This is a genomic window from Prevotella sp. CAG:592, from assembly GCF_000436015.1.
GTDB classification, from domain to species: domain Bacteria; phylum Bacteroidota; class Bacteroidia; order Bacteroidales; family Bacteroidaceae; genus Prevotella; species Prevotella pectinovora.
Genome location: NZ_FR892482.1, coordinates 12,176 through 29,889 on the forward strand (window position 1 = coordinate 12,176; position 17,714 = coordinate 29,889).

The 17,714-nt window shown below is 48.6% G+C and carries 13 protein-coding genes, 1 tRNA gene and 1 pseudogene; 13 read left to right on the top strand and 2 right to left on the bottom strand.

All coding sequences use genetic code 11. From position 1 onward, the window contains the following. The 9 genes from glf (at position 1) to QVO99_RS00315 (ending at position 8,679) form a co-directional block, all read left to right on the top strand. Positions 1–1,122, top strand: coding sequence for a UDP-galactopyranose mutase (gene glf, locus QVO99_RS00275; protein WP_022315576.1), 1,122 nt, complete (start codon positions 1–3; stop codon positions 1,120–1,122). Positions 1,123–1,141: 19 nt separating this feature from the next. Continuing rightward, positions 1,142–1,894 (top strand): glycosyltransferase family 32 protein, encoded by a 753-nt coding sequence (locus QVO99_RS00280; protein ID WP_022315577.1) that lies wholly within the window; start codon positions 1,142–1,144, stop codon positions 1,892–1,894. A gap of 2 nt (positions 1,895–1,896) precedes the next feature. Continuing rightward, complete coding sequence (locus QVO99_RS00285; protein WP_022315578.1) at positions 1,897–3,102, top strand: hypothetical protein; 1,206 nt, start codon at positions 1,897–1,899, stop codon at positions 3,100–3,102. Next, on the top strand, positions 3,099–4,142 hold the full coding sequence (locus QVO99_RS00290; protein ID WP_022315579.1) for a glycosyltransferase family 4 protein: 1,044 nt from the start codon (positions 3,099–3,101) through the stop codon (positions 4,140–4,142). Before QVO99_RS00285 ends, QVO99_RS00290 begins: the two co-directional genes overlap by 4 nt. Before the next feature lie 18 nt (positions 4,143–4,160). Next, positions 4,161–4,724, top strand: coding sequence for an acyltransferase (locus tag QVO99_RS00295; protein ID WP_022315580.1), 564 nt, complete (start codon positions 4,161–4,163; stop codon positions 4,722–4,724). Then, complete coding sequence (locus QVO99_RS00300; protein WP_022315581.1) at positions 4,708–5,610, top strand: glycosyltransferase; 903 nt, start codon at positions 4,708–4,710, stop codon at positions 5,608–5,610. The genes QVO99_RS00295 and QVO99_RS00300 overlap by 17 nt, the downstream gene beginning before the upstream one ends. Before the next feature lie 20 nt (positions 5,611–5,630). Then, a complete protein-coding gene (locus QVO99_RS00305) occupies positions 5,631–6,083 on the top strand; it encodes an acyltransferase family protein (RefSeq protein WP_288176828.1) in 453 nt (150 codons plus the stop codon). A 579-nt stretch (positions 6,084–6,662) separates the two neighbouring features. Further along, positions 6,663–7,895 (top strand): glycosyltransferase family 4 protein, encoded by a 1,233-nt coding sequence (locus tag QVO99_RS00310; RefSeq protein ID WP_022315584.1) that lies wholly within the window; start codon positions 6,663–6,665, stop codon positions 7,893–7,895. A gap of 4 nt (positions 7,896–7,899) precedes the next feature. After that, entirely contained in the window at positions 7,900–8,679 is a 780-nt protein-coding gene (locus QVO99_RS00315; protein ID WP_022315585.1) for a WecB/TagA/CpsF family glycosyltransferase, read from the top strand. 130 nt (positions 8,680–8,809) lie between these two features. On the opposite strand, the pseudogene QVO99_RS00320 reads toward QVO99_RS00315, so the two are convergent. After that, positions 8,810–10,743, bottom strand: a pseudogene (locus QVO99_RS00320) (polysaccharide biosynthesis protein). Positions 10,744–11,083: 340 nt separating this feature from the next. Beyond that, a tRNA-Met gene (locus QVO99_RS00325) sits at positions 11,084–11,156 on the bottom strand. A gap of 738 nt (positions 11,157–11,894) precedes the next feature. Between QVO99_RS00325 and QVO99_RS00330 the strand changes: the two genes are divergently transcribed. The 4 genes from QVO99_RS00330 to QVO99_RS00345 all read left to right on the top strand — a co-directional run bounded on the left by QVO99_RS00330 (position 11,895) and on the right by QVO99_RS00345 (position 17,633). Then, the gene (locus QVO99_RS00330; RefSeq protein WP_042518781.1) at positions 11,895–12,512 is read left to right on the top strand and encodes a TetR/AcrR family transcriptional regulator; all 618 of its coding nucleotides are present in this window, start codon (positions 11,895–11,897) and stop codon (positions 12,510–12,512) included. Between the two features lie 103 nt (positions 12,513–12,615). After that, positions 12,616–13,374, top strand: a complete 759-nt coding sequence (gene fabG, locus QVO99_RS00335) for a 3-oxoacyl-[acyl-carrier-protein] reductase (RefSeq protein ID WP_022315590.1) — start codon at positions 12,616–12,618, stop codon at positions 13,372–13,374. 104 nt (positions 13,375–13,478) lie between these two features. After that, entirely contained in the window at positions 13,479–14,147 is a 669-nt protein-coding gene (locus QVO99_RS00340) for an RluA family pseudouridine synthase (RefSeq protein ID WP_022315591.1), read from the top strand. Positions 14,148–14,312: 165 nt separating this feature from the next. Further along, a complete protein-coding gene (locus QVO99_RS00345) occupies positions 14,313–17,633 on the top strand; it encodes a glycosyltransferase family 117 protein (protein ID WP_022315592.1) in 3,321 nt (1,106 codons plus the stop codon). Positions 17,634–17,714: the final 81 nt, after the last annotated feature.

Here is a 17,714-nt window from a genome sequence, read left to right on the forward strand (position 1 = left end):
ATGAAATATGATTATCTGATAGTTGGCTCAGGATTGTTCGGAGCAACTTTTGCTTATTTTGCCAAGAAAGCAGGTAAGAAATGCTTGGTGATTGACAAGCGTCCGCAGTTGGGCGGTAACGTATATTGCGAAGAGGTTGAGGGCATCAATGTGCATAAATATGGCGCACATATCTTCCATACCTCTAACAAGGAGGTGTGGAATTTTGTGAACTCCATCGTTGAGTTCAATCGCTATACTAATTGCCCCGTTGCCAACTATAAAGGCAAACTGTACAACCTGCCTTTCAACATGAACACCTTCTGTCAGATGTGGGGTGTGACAACACCGGAAGAGGCAAAGGCAAAGATAGACGAACAGAAGTCGGAAGCTGTGGCTGCATTGAATGGACGCGAACCGCAGAATCTGGAAGAGCAGGCTCTGTGTCTGGTAGGTAGGGATATATTCTATACGCTTATCAAGGAATATACAGAAAAGCAGTGGGGACGCAAATGTACCGAATTGCCGGCGTTCATCATTAAGCGTCTGCCAGTGAGAATGGTCTTCGACAACAACTACTTCAACGACAAGTATCAGGGCATACCAGTAGGAGGCTATAACAAGCTGATAGACGGATTACTGGAAGGTATCGACTGCAAGACCGATGTCGATTTCTTCAACTCAGAATATAAGGACTGGAATAGGTTTGCCGACAAGTTGGTTTACACAGGAGCCATCGACGAGTATTTCAACTACTCGTTGGGCAAACTCGACTGGCGTACCGTAAGTTTCAAGACCCGCATAGAGGACACTGCGAACTTCCAGGGCAATGCTGTCGTTAATTATACCAGTCATGAGAAGCCATACACACGTGTGATAGAGCACAAGCACTTTGAGATGTTCGGTCAAGAGGTTTACGACTGTCCGAAGTCGGTTGTGTCGGAGGAATATTCTACAGAGTATAAAGACGGCATGGAGCCATACTACCCGGTGAACGACGAACGCAACAACCAGCTTGCAGACCAATATCGCAAATTGGCTGCAAACGAGGAAAATGTAGTGTTTGGCGGTAGATTGGCGCAATATAAATATTATGATATGGCGCCTGTGATAGAGCAGGTGATGGAATATTTCAAGAAATAAACTATTATATAGTAAACGTATGATACCTAAGATAATACATTACTGTTGGTTTGGCCGAAACCCATTGCCTGAACTGGCACAGAAGTGCATCGCTTCGTGGAAGAAGTATTTGCCTGATTATGAGATAAAAGAGTGGAATGAGGATAACTTCGATGTTAACATCATTCCGTATACGGCAGAGGCGTACGCTCAGAAGAAGTATGCTTTCGTGAGCGACTATGCCCGTTTCTGGATTCTGCATAAGTATGGCGGCATCTACTTCGATACGGACGTCGAGGTGATACGACCTATTGACGACATCATAGCTCGTGGCAACTTTATGGGTTTTGAGACCGATCCGAATTCAGAAAAGGGCGACGCAAGCAACGCGAGCGTCAACCCCGGCCTCGGCCTGGGGGTAGCCCCCGGCCTCGGGCTGATGAAAAAAATGCTTGATTATTATGATGGTAAGCATTTTGTGCTTGAAACAAATGCAAGTAAACAAATAACTGTAGTTGATATTTGTACCGAAGTACTTAAGGAGAATGGGTTACAGCTAATAGCAGGAATACAGAAAGTTGCTGACGATTGTTACATATATCCAGCGGAATATTTCTGCCCGACAAACTTGACGACAGGACGTATTCATGTAAAACCGAACACTCGTACAATACATCATTATGCAGGTTCTTGGGTGGACAATAAATATCAGTTTAAGAATTTCATAAAGAAACTATTACCAGAGAAACTGATCATGGTATTTAGCGAATGGAAATCAAAGAAAAATAAATAGTAATGAAAGGAATATCGATATTTTTTACCCTTTATTGGATAATATATTTCCCTACATGTATAGCATACAATGATTTGCCTGGCTTCTCCAGTGTAGATGAGATGATGACAATAGTCTTGTTCTTGTTTACATTGCTGATGTGTCGGAAACGCTATATCAACAGGAAACCAAGGAAAGAGTTTATTGTATGTTTGGGTGTTATAGCTTTTTATTTCGTTTATTCATTGATTTGGGGCGTCAATGTCTTGGGAGGCATTCTGCTTGACTTGATGCAGGAGGTCCGCCCGTATACCATTATTTTTTGTACTTGGATTCTGAATCCTCAATTCTCGAGGAAACAGAAAAAATGGATGCTGGCGACGATGGTCTTGACATTGGTGTCATGGATAATCTATCATCCGGACTCTTTTGAAAATAGAAATGCAGAGTTCCCGGTTCTTGGCCAGTTGGCTATTTGTACGGGTATGTCGTGGTATCTGTTGACAAAGCAGACAAAGCGCAACCGCAATATTGCGTTATTGCTGGTCTTGATAGGAATGATAGCTCCTAAGTTCAAGTTTATGGGTGAGGTGGTCTGCTTTATCGCTTTTATCTACTTCTTGAAAAAGCGTCTTAATTTCAGGTCTCCCAAAACAATCCTTTATTGCACTGTAATAGCAACAATTGTCTTGACTGTGACATGGACACGTTTTGATGCTTATTATGTATCAGGATTGAACAATGAATATTTGGCACGTCCTATGACATACAAAACGTCGCTGAAGATTTTGTGTGATTATTTACCCTTCGGACCGGGATTTGGAACATTTGCATGTAATGGAGCATGGAAATTTTATTCGCCTTTATACTATAAATACAATTTGAATGACATTTGGGGACTTGACGAAGGGGGAGGCTTTATTTGTGATTCATATTATCCTACTTTGGCTCAGTTTGGAATTGTCGGAGTTTTCTTTTTCTTGTGGTTCTGGAAACGAAGGTTCAAGGAGATAAATGTTATTCAGGATATGCGCTATTATCGAGTGGCGATGATCACTGTTTGTTGTCTCGCCATCGAGCAGACAGCTGACTCGTCATGGCTCTCTGGTAAGGGTATGGGATATTGTATGCTCCTTGCTCTCTGTCTGAATGCCAACAGGAATATGATGATTGAAAGGCAACGCCAGATGGCTGCAACAGTAAGTGAACAAGCGGAGAACACCAAATGACTAAAGTCTTGATGGTTGGCTCTGCTGAGCAGAGTGGGGGAGGCGTGGCGAGTGTCGTCAGACTGATGAAGGGAATGCCCTTCTGGAAGAAATACCATTGCGGATGGCTCGGCACGCAGATACAGCGCAACTATGGCGTGAAGCTGTGGTATGCGCTGAGGGCGTACGCTAAGGCGCTGTTCACGATATGGGGGTATGACATCGTGCACTTCCATACCGTGCCCGACAAGATTTGCCTGATTATCCAGCTGCCGGTGCTCTTGCTGGCGCTGGCGGGCAGAAAGAAGATTGTGATGCACATACACATGGGCAATCAGCTGGAGGATCATACGCAGAACGGGTTGTTCATCTGGTGTCTGAACAGGGCGGATTGTGTGGTGCTCTTGGCGAAGAAATGGCAGAACCTCTTCGAGACGCTCTACCCAATGGTGAAGGCGAAGACGGCGGTGATATACAATGCTTGCGCTCCGACGCCTGCCGTGGATTATTCTATCAAGGAGAAAAGTATCATCATGGCAGCTTTCCTAAATGACAACAAGCATCCTGATTTGCTTCTGAAAGCATGGAAGAATCTGAAAGCGGATTTCCCAGATTGGCATCTTACCATCATGGGTAATGGTGAAGTGGAACGCTTTCAGGCTATGGCTCATAATATGGGGTTGGATGACAGCGTCACCTTTACAGGTTATATCACTGGCAAGCAAAAGGAGGATGTCTGGAATAAAGCAAGTATCTATTGTATGTGTTCTCGTCATGAGGGTTTCCCTATGGTGGTGTTAGAAGCCTGGGCAAGAGGTGTTGCTGTAGTAACTACTCCTGTAGGTGGTCTTCCTGATGTGATAGAAGAGGGTAAAAACTGCCTCACTTTCCCATTTGATGATGCTGATGCCCTTACCATGCAGCTTCGCAAACTGATGGAATCTCCTGAACTTTGCAGAAATATGGCTGAATATTCCAAGAGCTTCGGAGAGAGGGTGTTTGCTCCTGTTAAGGTGAATGAGAGTATTGAGAAGTTGTATGAGGAGATATTAAATGGTTAATAGTGACGTTTTGACGTTATGAATATTTTTCATCTATTGCAAAAGATAAGTCTTGTTCCTTCGTATCTGTGGGACAAGATGTGGGCTCCTGTATGGAAGCGGTGTATGAAGCACTGTGGCAAAGGGGTATATATCCGTCCGATGTCTTCGGATATCAAGGGCTTATGGAACTTGTCTGTAGGGGATGGAACTTCTATTCCAAAAGGTAGTACTATCTTTTGTACGGATGCACCATGTATTATTGGCAAGAAGGTGCTCTTCGGTCCTAGGCCTACGATAATCAACGGTGACCATCGCATTGACATCTTGGGTAAGTATATTACGGATGTTACTGTTGAGGAGAAGTTTGTGGATGGGGTGAATGTGTATGACCAGCCTGTCGTTATCGAAGATGGCGTTTGGTGTGGTGCAAATGTTACCATCCTCAAAGGTGTGACTATCGGTCGTGGCTCTGTAGTTGCTGCTGGTGCTGTTGTCACTAAATCTTTTCCTCCTTACAGTATTATCGGTGGCATTCCTGCCAAACTGATCAAAATGCGATTTACTGAAGAGGAAATCAAAAAAAATGAAGAGGCATTATAATAGTATGATGCACCACTATTTGCTTACACGCTTCAACTTGGCTCTCTGGCAGGAGGACAAGAACGGGAAGACGATAGATAGGGGAGAATGGCTCAGAAAGCGATTGAAGCTGTTTGAGACTTATTGCCTGCCGTCTGTTGCGGGGCAGACCTGCCAGGAGTTCCGCTGGATATTGCTTGTGGACGCTGACACGCCGGCGGATCTCAGAGAGAGGATAAAGGCGTATCGTAACGTTTGTGCTCAGATGAAGTTCGTGGCGGTGAGGGCGGAGTATGCTTGCCGCTTTGCTGACATCTTCAGACAAGTAGTGATGGCGGATGTGAAGCAAAAAGGATGGAAAGAGGGCGACCTCTGCCTAACCACCTATCTCGACAACGACGACTGCATAGCCAGGACATTTGTGGAGCAGGTGCAGAAAGAATGTGTCGGGTTCAGGTTGAGCCATAACGAGAAGCGGTTCCTTTCGTTCGACTATGGCTTGCAGACCTTCACGCAGTTGCGCCATTTCTCGACTCGCATCCATTACCCAAACAACCATTTCCTCACATTGGCGGAGTGCTTGTCTGCTACAGAATCATCTCTCTCTGCTGTACGCACCTGCTATGGCTTTGGCAGTCACTTTCTGCTGGAGAGGCGCTGCTTGGCAAGGGTGGCGCACATCAACAATCGTGAGCAGCCGATGTGGATAGAGATAATACACGAGGAGAACGTGGACAATGACGTGAAGATGACGTTCGACACGCATGTCGTGAAGGACAATGGCTTGCTAAAACGCGACTTCTCGCTAAACGTAGATATTGACACAAACCACCGACTTGCTTTCTGCTTCAGGGCATTGAAGCAGGTGTGGCGAAGAACGAAGAATAAATTTAAGAAGGAATATTAGACTTTAGTATATATCGAAAAATGAAAGAAAACTTGAATAAACATCATTTATATTCGCTTGACTTCTTGAAGTTTATGGCAGCTCTGATGATAACGAACTCTCATTTTCAGCCTGTATACGAAGATGTGTCAACCTCATTGGCGACATTTGGAGTGCATGGCAATGCCTTGTTCTTCTTTGTGGCAGGCTATCTGCTAATGATGGGATTTGACAAGCATCAGGGACAGAATGTTGTGGATTGGTATAAAGCAAGAATCAGAAGACTCTGGCCCTCTGTATTCCTGTGGGCGATTGTTGCGGCTGCAATATGGAACGTAGCTCTTACCATTCCTCGTTTGGTGCTGATGGATGGTTATTGGTTTTTGCAAGCAATAGCCGTTGCGTATCTGTTCTTTTACATATTGGCAAAACCGATAAAACGAATTGGGGGGGTAACAAGCAGCAATTGCAATACGTATTTGTGTTGTCGTTAGTTGGTTCTGTAGCTTTTTTCTTCTTGATGCCAATCGCAGAAGGTTCACCGTTCCATACTAACTTCCATTATGTGTGTCATTTCAGTATAATGGTTATGGGCGGACTCTGTTATCTGCAACGAGACAAACTTGTATGCAATGGGTTATGGAAAGACGCCCTTGCGATGGTTGTTTCTTTTGTGGCATACTTCGTTATATTGAAGATAGGTAAGGGGCAATGCGGCATCAGATATTACTCGCAGGTATTGGCACTTGTGCCTTTACATCTATTTGTGTACTATTTCTATAAGATGTGCTCTTATTCATGGTGTCAGCGTGCTTTCCAAACATCAGTCTTTGGCAGGATAATCGCCATTATAGCAGCCCTGACATTGGAGATTTACGTGGTGCAGTTCTCTATAATAACCAATCAGTTTAATCAATTATTTCCACTCAATATATTAATTGTCTTTGTTCTTATAGCTTTTGCTGCTTACCTACTTAAAGTTTTGACTTCATTGTTTCTCGCAATATTGTCTAAAGAACATCTGGTATGGAAAGAGATTGTAAAAGTGTAAGAATGAGAAGTGAAATGTCTATATGATAAAAATCTTAATTAATGCATACGCTTGCTCGCCAGGAATGGGCAGCGAGCCGGGAATGGCGTGGAACTGGGTGAGCAATCTTGCCAGGTTCTGTGAACTGTATATTATTACCGAAGGGGAGTTCCGGGACAAAATAGAGGAGGTGGTGCCAACCCTGGAGCAGGGTGGGAACATGCATTTCTATTATAACCCCGTGTCGGAGGAAATCCGCAAGATGTGCTGGAATCAGGGCGACTGGCGCTTTTACAAATATTATCGTGAGTGGCAGTGGAAGACGTATCTCTTGGCTAAGGATATCTGCCAGAAAGAACATATAGACATACTGCATCAGCTGAATATGATAGGATTCCGTGAGCCGGGATATCTCTGGCAACTGTCGAAGGAGAATGGTGTGCCGTTTGTATGGGGACCTGTGGATGCCAAGGATAAGTTTCCTGTTGCTTATTTGGATGGTGCTGGATTGAAAACCAAGTTGTTTATGCGCCTGAAAAATTTCTTGACTGGTATCCAATTGAGATATTCCGGTAGGGTGAAGAAGGCTGCACGGCAATCATCTGTCGTCTTCTCTGCTTCTTCCAACTCGCAGCGTTCTTTCAAAAAATACTTTGGCATAGACTCTCCGTTGCTCAATGAAACAGGATGCTATATCCAGAATCACACTTTGGAAGATAAGACGGGAAAGGATACTTTCGATGTGCTTTGGGTCGGCAAGATGGACTTCAGAAAACAGTTGGGGCTGGCTCTGGTGAGTATTGGAAAGACCGGCAACGACAAGATTATCCTTCATATAGTGGGGGGAGGTGAGGCTGAACAATACAAATCACAGGTCGCAGCACTCGGTATTGCCGAAAGATGCGTATGGCATGGGGCAGTAACTCATGATGAGGTGCAGTCCATTATGCAGCAGTCTGACGTGTTCCTCTTTACAAGTGTGGCTGAAGGTACACCGCATGTTGTGTTAGAGGCCATCGGCAACAATCTTCCCGTAGTATGTTTCGACACTTGCGGCCAGGGCGATGCAATAAACCACAATGTCGGCAGAAAGATTCCTCTATCCAATCCTGCACAATCCGCCAGCGACTTCGCCCGCATCCTCAATGAACTGGAGCGTGACAGGGGCTTGCTTAAACAACTGTCAGCAAACTGCAGGCAGAGACAAATCGAACTGTCTTGGGAAGAGAAGGCTAAGACAATGATGGAGTGGTATGAGAAAATTTTAAGGAAATAATAAGATGTTCAAACTTAAAAACCTGGATATCCTCTGCAGCAAGGCGCAACTCGAAACGCTGCCTGAGGGGAAACTGCTTATCAATACCATCAATGCCCATTCGTATAACACGGCGCGAAAGGATTCCCTCTTTGCCGAGGCACTTACGCGCGGCGATGTGCTCATTCCCGACGGAGTGAGCGTGGTGAAGGCTTGCCGATGGATAAAGGCGAAGTCGCAGCCCAGGGAGCGTATCGCCGGATGGGACCTCTTCGAGTTTGAGATGAACCGCTTGGAGGAGCTCAGTGCCATGTGTCATGGGGCAGGAGAGGGATTGGCTGACGATGCCTGCGCTGCCACGGAGGCGAAGAAGACCGTGATGTTTATGGGCAGTTCGCAGCGTGTGCTTGATCTGATAGTGGAACGTGCCGCCGAGGTCTATCCTCATCTTAGGGTGGTGACGTATTCACCGCCATACAAACCGGAGTTCTCTGCCGACGACAACCGTGCCATCGTTGAGGCTGTCAATGCCGCCGACCCCGACCTGCTGTGGATTGGAATGACGGCACCCAAGCAGGAGAAATGGACCTACTCTCATTGGCAGCAACTGGATATCCACTGTCATGTGGGCACTATCGGAGCCGTCTTCGACTTCTTCGCCGGCACAGTGGAGCGTGCACCGATGTGGTGGCAGCGTCACGGACTGGAATGGCTCTACCGTCTGCTCAAGGAGCCTAAGCGCATGTGGCGCCGCTATATCATCGGCAATGCCCTGTTTCTCTGGAATATCTTTTTCAGAGAGTGACCGCCAGTCTGCCACACCGCAAATAAACCTAAAACGGGCAAGTGCTGCCTCTTACACGATTAACATATCGTCAGAGGTAGCACTTGCCCGTTATTCTTTTCAGAACATAGTGCTCGGCTTCTGCCGTGCATTAGGCTATTGGGGGGAATTTTTTGTCCAACACCTCGTATTTGCTTACTTGCGACTTGTATTCCGGCACAATCTCCTTCATCTTCTTCACTATCGCCATGTCGTCGTGGGTGTATGAAATCCTGAGCAGCTCGTCCTCGTTTTTCTTCGCCTCCTCATAGTCATACTCGCGCACCTTTGCCACCATGATCTTGGGGTTGTTCGTCGGTATGGTGTTCTCCTTGGTGGAAAGCAGCTCCTCATACAGCTTTTCGCCCTCACGCAGTCCGGAGAACTTTATCTCTATGTTCTTGGCTCCCGACAGCGATATCATACGCTTCGCCAGGTCTACTATCTTCACCGGTTTGCCCATGTCGAAGACGAACAACAGCCGCCCTTGCCCATCGTTCCCGCTTCGAGCACCAGTTTGCATGCCTCTGGGATGAGCATGAAATAGCGGATGATGTCGGGATGCGTGACAGTCAGCGGACCGCCCTTGCGTATCAGTTTCTTGAAGATAGGAATCACCGAACCGTTGGAACCGAGCACGTTGCCGAAGCGTGTGGTCACAAACTGCGTCACGCCCTTCACCCTGCCGTCCACGATAGCCTGGTTCAGCGACTGGCAGTATATCTCGCATATTCGCTTCGAGCAACCCATCACGTTCGTTGGGTTCACCGCCTTGTCTGTTGATATCATTACAAACTTCTTCGTGCCGTATTTCACGGCAAGGTCGGCTATGATGCGGGTGCCGTTCACGTTGTTGCGCACCGCCATGGCAGGATTGTCCTCCATCATCGGCACATGCTTGTAGGCTGCGGCATGGAACACGTATTCCGGACGGTGCACCTCGAATATCTTCTCCATGAAAGGCTTGTCCGTGATGCTGCCCACGATGGTCTGGTTCTTCACGTCGGCAAACTGGTCCTTCATAATCAGTCTCACGTCGTGCATCGGCGTCTCCGCCTGGTCGATGAGTGTCATCTCCGCAGGCTTGTATATAGCCACCTGTTTCACCATCTCCGAACCGATGGATCCCGCAGCACCGGTGATGAGCACCCTCTTGCCCTTTAGCATCTCTCCGATGGCGTTCATGTCCACCTCTATCTTTTCTCGCGGAAGCAGGTCTTCAATCTCAATCTCGCGCAGCTGGTTGTAGGTCAGTTTCGATTTGGCGTCCCATTCCTCGGCGGCAGGCATCATCATTATCTTTATGCCAGCCTGCACAAACTCGTCCACCATCGCCTGGTTGTCGCGGAACTTCTCAGTCTTCAGCGGCGACACGAGCAGCACCTTCACGTGCAGGTGTCTCATCTGCTGGGCGATGCCCTTCTTGTTCAGAAACACCCTCTTGCCCATGATATACGCATTGCGCATATCCGGTCCGTCGCTGATGAAAGCCTGTAGCATGTATTTCTTCTCCCTCGTGGCAAGGATACTGTTGGCAAGGCTCACTCCGCCGCTCTTCGTGCCGTATATCGCCACCGGCTGAGCCTTGTCCGCCATGAATCCGTCGAACATGGCACGCACTATCATCCTCTCCACCCACATCAGCATGGCGGAGCAAATAAACATCATGAGATTTCCGCGCAGCGACTGATGCATTATCACGCCGTCAGTCCCGGCCTCGTTCATCACGATGCTCACCAGATACGACAGACAGGAACCGACAAACGCCGCCTTGCCCACCCGCTCAAGGTCGATGAGCGACGAATAGCGCAATATTCCGGTGTAGGTGTGGAACAGGCGGAAGCACACGCCGAATATCAGCACGCAAATAAGGTTGCCTGCCGTGAGCTGCCAGAAATTCTGTGCAAAACCGTCTCCTCCAAATTCCAGATAGCTGCCCACGTAGCTCGAGAAGAACACTGTGAGGCAGTCTATAAACAGTATACACCAATAGGGTAGCGCCCTACTTGAGAAATACCAGTCGGATAATCTGTAAAATACCTTCATAATCCTTTTTGTCCCTTAATAATAAAAAGTGGTTTGATACTTACTTCGTTGATATGCAATAATGTCGTTCCTTAGAGGTGTTGGAACTCGTAGTCAACAAACAATAATCGCCATTACTATATACCATCTTTTGCAAAGGTACTCATCTTTTTCGTTTCGTAACAACTTTTTCTGACATTTTTAGTTAAAAGCCTCATGATTTGTTGATTTTTGATAGACTTCAATGAAATTTCTGGTATCCCTAACAACAGCCGCCCTATCTTGTCGCGGTTTTGTCGCACCCTAAAACCAAAAAAACGACATAACTCGTTGTTCTTACAACTTGTTATGTCGTTATTAGTTGCGGAGGCAGGACTCGAACATGCGACCTCCAGGTTATGAGCCTGGCGAGCTACCAACTGCTCCACTCCGCGATGTTAATTATTTGTGCATTTCTTGATTGCGTGTGCAAAGGTATGAAGTTTTCGGGAAACTGCAAAACTTTTCTGCGGAAATCTTTAGTATTTGGTGTAATATTGACTTGCATCAATGAAATAATGCGTATTTGTTGATTCGAATCGGTATTTGGGACGTTTTGATGTGTGCGGTGAAGGGATTGCCGAAATATGATAGCGTTCCCATTCAGAATGTTTGGTACGAACGTGATGGATGCGGAGGAGAGATTGCGGCGGAATGGCTTATATGGGTCCGTAATATATGGACATTTGGGTTTGGCAGATTGTTGTCTATAGGTCGGTAGCGGATATTCCGGATTCGTGTCGGAAGGGCATTATATAATAAGGTGTGCAGGGTGTCTGTGGCAGGATGAGAAGAGGACATTCATATTTATAACACTCAAAAACAGTCATTAGCACGTTTAATTTGTCAGGGGTGAATGCTCGTGGTGAATGCTTTGTGGATATCCAGTTTCCGTCCGGAGGTTTATGTGGCTAATAAAGGTGGCGACAGGTCGTAAACAGACTGTTGGGGTTAAAAAAGATGTAAAAACAGAACATAAATGGTTATTTATTTTGCAATTTCCATAGAAATAAATACTTTTGCACATGTTAATGGCCGTGTGCAAGAAGACGGGATGTGCATCGAGGGTACAATCGGTGTGTGTCTGAGCGCCATGGCCGGTGGAACATACACGGAACACTTATCATATTATCATGTCAATATCAAAGACCCGACAGAAGTTGGTTGATGTGGCAAGACAGTTGTTTGCCCGCAACGGACTCGAAAACACCACTATGAACGATATCGCCCAGGCTTCAGGCAAGGGGCGCCGCACGCTGTATACCTATTTCAGCAGCAAGGAAGACATCTATTATGCCGTGATAGAGGGAGAGCTGGAGCGCTTGTCGGACAAGCTTGACGAGGTGGCGGCGAGGAATGTCAGGCCTCAGGATAAGATCATCGAACTGATATACACCCATCTGAGCATGATAAAGGAAACCGTGGTGAGAAACGGTAATCTGAGAGCCGCCTTCTTTCGCAACATCTGGATGGTGGAGAAGGTGAGGAAGCATTTCGACGAGGATGAGATAGAACTCTTCCGCAAGGTGTATACCGACGGCAAGCGCGAAGGAGAGTTCGACATCGACAACGTGGAACTCGTAGCCGACATCACCCACTATTGCATCAAGGGACTGGAAGTGCCCTATATCTGTGGCCGCCTGGGTCATGGCATCACTCCTGAGGCGAGCAAACCGCTTGTCGCCAAGGTGGTATACGGTGCGCTGGGCAAGATCACGAACAAGAATTCAGACAGTGCGCGTCAGGATTGAAGCGTCAGGCAGTTTCATCCTTCTCCGCGATCAGAATCCGAAGGGCGGTGACGGGTAGATAGAAATACAGTATATACATATTATAAATATAAATACAACGAAAATGGGATTATTAACAGGTAAGACAGCACTCATAACGGGTGCGGCACGCGGCATCGGTAAGGCTGTCGCAATGAAATTCGCCCAGGAGGGTGCAAACATCGCATTCACAGACCTCGTGCTCAACGACGATATGGCAGCAGGCCTTGAGGCCACACGCAAGGAAATCGAGGCACTTGGAGTGACCTGCCGCGCTTATGCCGGCAACGCTGCCGACTTTGCCGAGACAGAGAAGACCGTGAAGCAGATCCATGCCGACTTCGGTTCTATCGACATCCTCGTGAACAACGCCGGAATTACAAAAGACGGACTTATGCTGCGCATGACAGAGGCTCAGTGGGACGCTGTGCTGAACGTCAACCTGAAGTCAGCCTTCAATTTCATCCACGCTTGCTCTCCAATCATGTTGCGCCAGCGCGGTGGTTCTATCATCAACATGGCTTCTGTAGTGGGTGTCCACGGCAATGCAGGCCAGTGCAACTATGCCGCTTCAAAGGCAGGTATGATTGCTCTCGCCAAGAGTATCGCCCAGGAGCTCGGACCTAAGGGCATCCGTGCCAACGCCGTTGCTCCAGGCTTCATCGAGACAGCCATGACAGCCCAGCTTCCAGAGGATATCCGCAAGGACTGGATGAAGAAGATTCCATTGCGCCGTGGCGGTCAGACAGAAGACATCGCCAACGTATGCCTCTTCCTGGCTTCAGACATGTCAAGCTATGTCAGCGGTCAGGTTATCCAGATCGACGGCGGAATGAACATGTAATTCAGATACATATCTAAGGTTTAGAGAAGCTCGTCCACTGTGCCTTCATTCCGGAGGGGTAGGGGTGAGCTTCTTTTTTTTGAAGTTTTTTTTATCCATCAGGCATGAACGTAGTTTACGAAGACAACCATATCATCATCGTCAACAAGCGCAGCGGAGAGATTGTGCAGGGCGACAAGACCGGCGACAAACCGCTCTCCGACACCGTGAAAGAGTATATCAAGGAGGCGTATGCCAAGCCCGGCAACGTGTTCCTCGGCGTGGTACACCGCTTAGACCGTCCGGTGAGCGGACTCGTAGTCTTTGCGCGCACGTCGAAAGCCCTGTCGCGACTCAACGACATGTTCCGTACGGGCGACGTGCACAAGACATATTGGGCGCTCACCAAGAACCGTCCGCCCCTCGAGGCAGGAACGATAGAGAGCTGGCTCGTGAGAAACGAGAAGCAGAACAAGAGCTATAGCTACGACCGCGAGAAGCCCGGTGCCAAGAAGGCGATACTGAAATACAAGGTGATCGGTGCGACAGACAACTACACCCTCATCGAAGTGAAGCTCCTCACCGGCCGTCACCATCAGATACGCTGCCAGCTCGCCAGCATCGGCTGTCCTATCAAGGGCGACCTGAAGTATGGTGCCAAGCGCAGCAATCCCGACGGCAGCATCTCGCTGCTCGCCCGCAGGGTGGAGTTTGTGCATCCTGTCTCCAAGCAGCCGATATGCGTTGAGGCTCCCGTTCCGGAATTGCCGGAGTGGAAGACGTTCGGGAATTGATGATTCCAGAACGGGGGGGCTTTGTTGGTGCCTTATTTATGGCTTTATCAGTTAAAATATAAAAAATGTGAGTCTGCTCGCTTTAAATTTAGTATTTTTGCAAATCATTTGTGGAACATTTGCAAATCTATTATTGGCATAAAACATTAACAACAATATAACTTGATGAAACAATTTAGATTAGTTGACAATATACTCGGATGGCTCGCCTTCCTTATTGCGGCCTTTGTATATTGCAGCACTATCGAGCCGACAGCCAGTTTCTGGGACTGTCCGGAGTTTATTACAACAGGTTACAAACTTGAGGTCGGTCACCCGCCTGGCGCACCGTTCTTCATGCTCACCGCCAACCTCTTCTCCCATTTTGCCAGCGACCCGTCGCAGGTGGCGAGGATGGTCAACACCATGAGCGCCCTGCTCAGTGCCACGTGTATCCTGTTCCTCTTCTGGACCATCACGCATCTGACGCGTAAGTTGCTCCTCAACGGATGGGAAGACCTCACCAAGTCAAAGCTCATCGCCATCGAGGCGAGCGGAATGGTGGGTGCGCTGATATACACGTTCAGCGACACCTTCTGGTTCAGCGCCGTAGAGGGCGAGGTATACGCCTATTCATCAGCCTTCACCGCAGTGGTGTTCTGGCTCATACTGAAGTGGGAAGACCATGCCGACGAGCCCCATAGCGACCGCTGGCTCGTGCTCATCATGTATATGACGGGATTGAGCATCGGTGTCCACCTGCTCAACCTGCTCTGTGTGCCGGCAATCGTGCTCGTATATTACTATCGCAAATTCCCGAATGCCAACGGCAAGGGCTCTCTCGTGGCGCTCTTCATCTCGTTCATCATCGTTGCGGCGATACTTTATGGAGTAGTGCCAGGCATCATCAAGGTGGGCGGATGGTTCGAGCTCTTCTTCGTCAACACCCTCGGCTTCAGCTTCAACACAGGAGTGATAATATACATCATGCTGCTCGTTGCCACCGTGGTGTGGGCTATCTACGAGAGTTTCAACGGCAACAACGGCTTGAGGGGCAACCTCTCGTTCGTGCTCTCCGTTGGCCTGCTCGGTATTCCGTTCTACGGATTCGGATGGTCGGCAGTGGTAATCGGAGTCGTGGTGCTGACAATATTGTATCTCGCCCTGAAATACAAGAAAGACGGAAAATACCTCATCACCGCCCGCATCAAGAACACCATGCTGCTCTCCATGCTGATGCTGATGATAGGATATTCCACATACGCCGTAATCGTGATCCGTTCTACCGCCAATCCGCCGATGGACCAGAACTCTCCGGAGGATATCTTCACTCTGGGCAGCTATCTCAGCCGCGACCAGTATGGCGACCGTCCGCTGTTCTACGGACAGGCATACACCTCACAGGTGAAATTCGACGAAGACGGACAGTATTGCATTCCTTCGAAGACCATCGGAGAACCGGTGTACCAGCGTAAGGAGAAAGCAAGCAAGGACGAGAAAGACTCATACTTCATAGTGAACACCAAAGACAAGTATAACTATGCCCAGAACATGGTGTTCCCACGTATGTACGACTCATCCCATGCCGATGCCTACGAGAGCTGGATGGGCGGAGTAGACGGATATAACGTGGACTACGACAGATGCGGAGAGCCTATCCAGGTGAAGATGCCTACACAGCTCGAAAACATCCGCTTCTTCCTTTCATATCAGTGCAACTTCATGTACTGGCGCTACTTCATGTGGAACTTTGCCGGTCGTCAGAACGACCTGCAGGGCAATGGAGAGCTGGAGCACGGAAACTGGATTTCAGGAATACCGTTCCTTGACAACTTGCGTCTCGGCGACCAGAGCAAGCTCCCTGACGACCTCAAGGAGAACAAGGGACACAACGTGTTCTATTGCTTGCCGCTGCTTCTCGGTCTTATCGGACTCTTCTGGCAGGCACTCGCCAAGGGCGACAAGGGAACAAAGCAGTTCTGGGTGGTGTTCTTCCTCTTCTTCATGACCGGACTCGCCATCGTGATTTACCTCAACCAGACACCTATGCAGCCTCGTGAGCGCGACTATGCCTACGCAGGATCATTCTATGCCTTCGCGATATGGTGCGGAATGGGTGTGGCAGCAATTATCGACCTGATAAGAGAGAAGTTCAAGAAAGACAATGTAGCATTGGCAGCAGCCATCTCGGTTGCCTGTCTGCTCGTGCCGATACAGATGGCAAGCCAGACATGGGACGACCACGACCGCAGTGGAAGATATACCTGCCGCGATTTCGGACAGAACTATCTCATGTCATTGCAAGACAAGGGCAATCCGATCATCTTCACCAACGGCGACAACGACACCTTCCCTCTCTGGTATGACCAGGATACTGAGGGAATCCGTACCGACGCCCGCGTCTGCAACCTGTCGTATCTGCAGACCGACTGGTATATCGACCAGATGGTGCGCCCGGCATACGACTCGCCGTCGCTGCCTATCACATGGCCGAGACTCGACTACTGCTCAGGCACCAACGAATACATCGAGGTGCATCCAGACGCCAAGCAGGAGGTGCTCAACTTCTATAAGGAGTATCCGGAGCAGGCAAAGGCACAGTGGGGCGACAGTCCGTTCGAACTCAAGAACGTGTTGAAATACTGGGTGCGCAGCCGCGACAAGGACAGCCACTTCATCCCTACCGACACACTCTATGTGACGATAGACAAGGACGCCGTGCGCAAGAGCGGCATGATGATGGCGAGCGACACCATTCCAGACCGCATGGTAATCTCGCTGAAGGGCAAGAACGCCCTCTACAAGAGCGACCTCATGATGCTCGAGCTCATCGCACAGAGCAACTGGGTGCGTCCTATCTATGTGGCGATGACCGTGGGACAGGAGAACTACATGAACCTCGGCGACAACTTCATTCAGGAGGGACTCGCCAACCGCATCACGCCGTTTACCACAAACAAGGGCAACGCTAAGAACTTCGACACGGAGAAGACATACTACAACGTGATGAAGCGATTCAAGTTCGGCGGTCTCGACAAACCGGGACTCTATCTCGACGAGACCGTGATGCGCATGTGTAACACCCACCGCAAGCTGATGTCGACCCTCGCCCTGCATCTCATCATAGAGGGCAAGAAAGACAAGGCTGCCAAGGTGCTCGCCTATGCCGACAAGATGATGCCGGCATACAACGTGCCGGTGAACTTCATGAGCGGAGGTCTCGACTATGCCGCCGCCTACGCCGAGATCGGCAACAAGGCGAAGGCAAAGCAGATGCTCGGATATGTGGTGAAGAACGCGGAGCAGTATGCCAACTGGTATCTCTCGCTCAGCCAAGACCGCTTCCTCATGTCGCAGCGCGACTGCATGCTTCAGCTTTATGTCTTGAACCAGGCACTTGAGGTGGCAAACAGTTTCGACCCGGCTGAGGCACGCCGCATCAACGGTATCCTGAACCGTGTGGCACAGCAGTATTCTGCAAGAGGCGGACAGATGCCGCAGGAATAAGATGAACTTTCAGACAGTCTATCGCATGACAGCCTACAACCCCATGATGACAGTGGAGTAGGGCAGAAACAGGCGATAGAC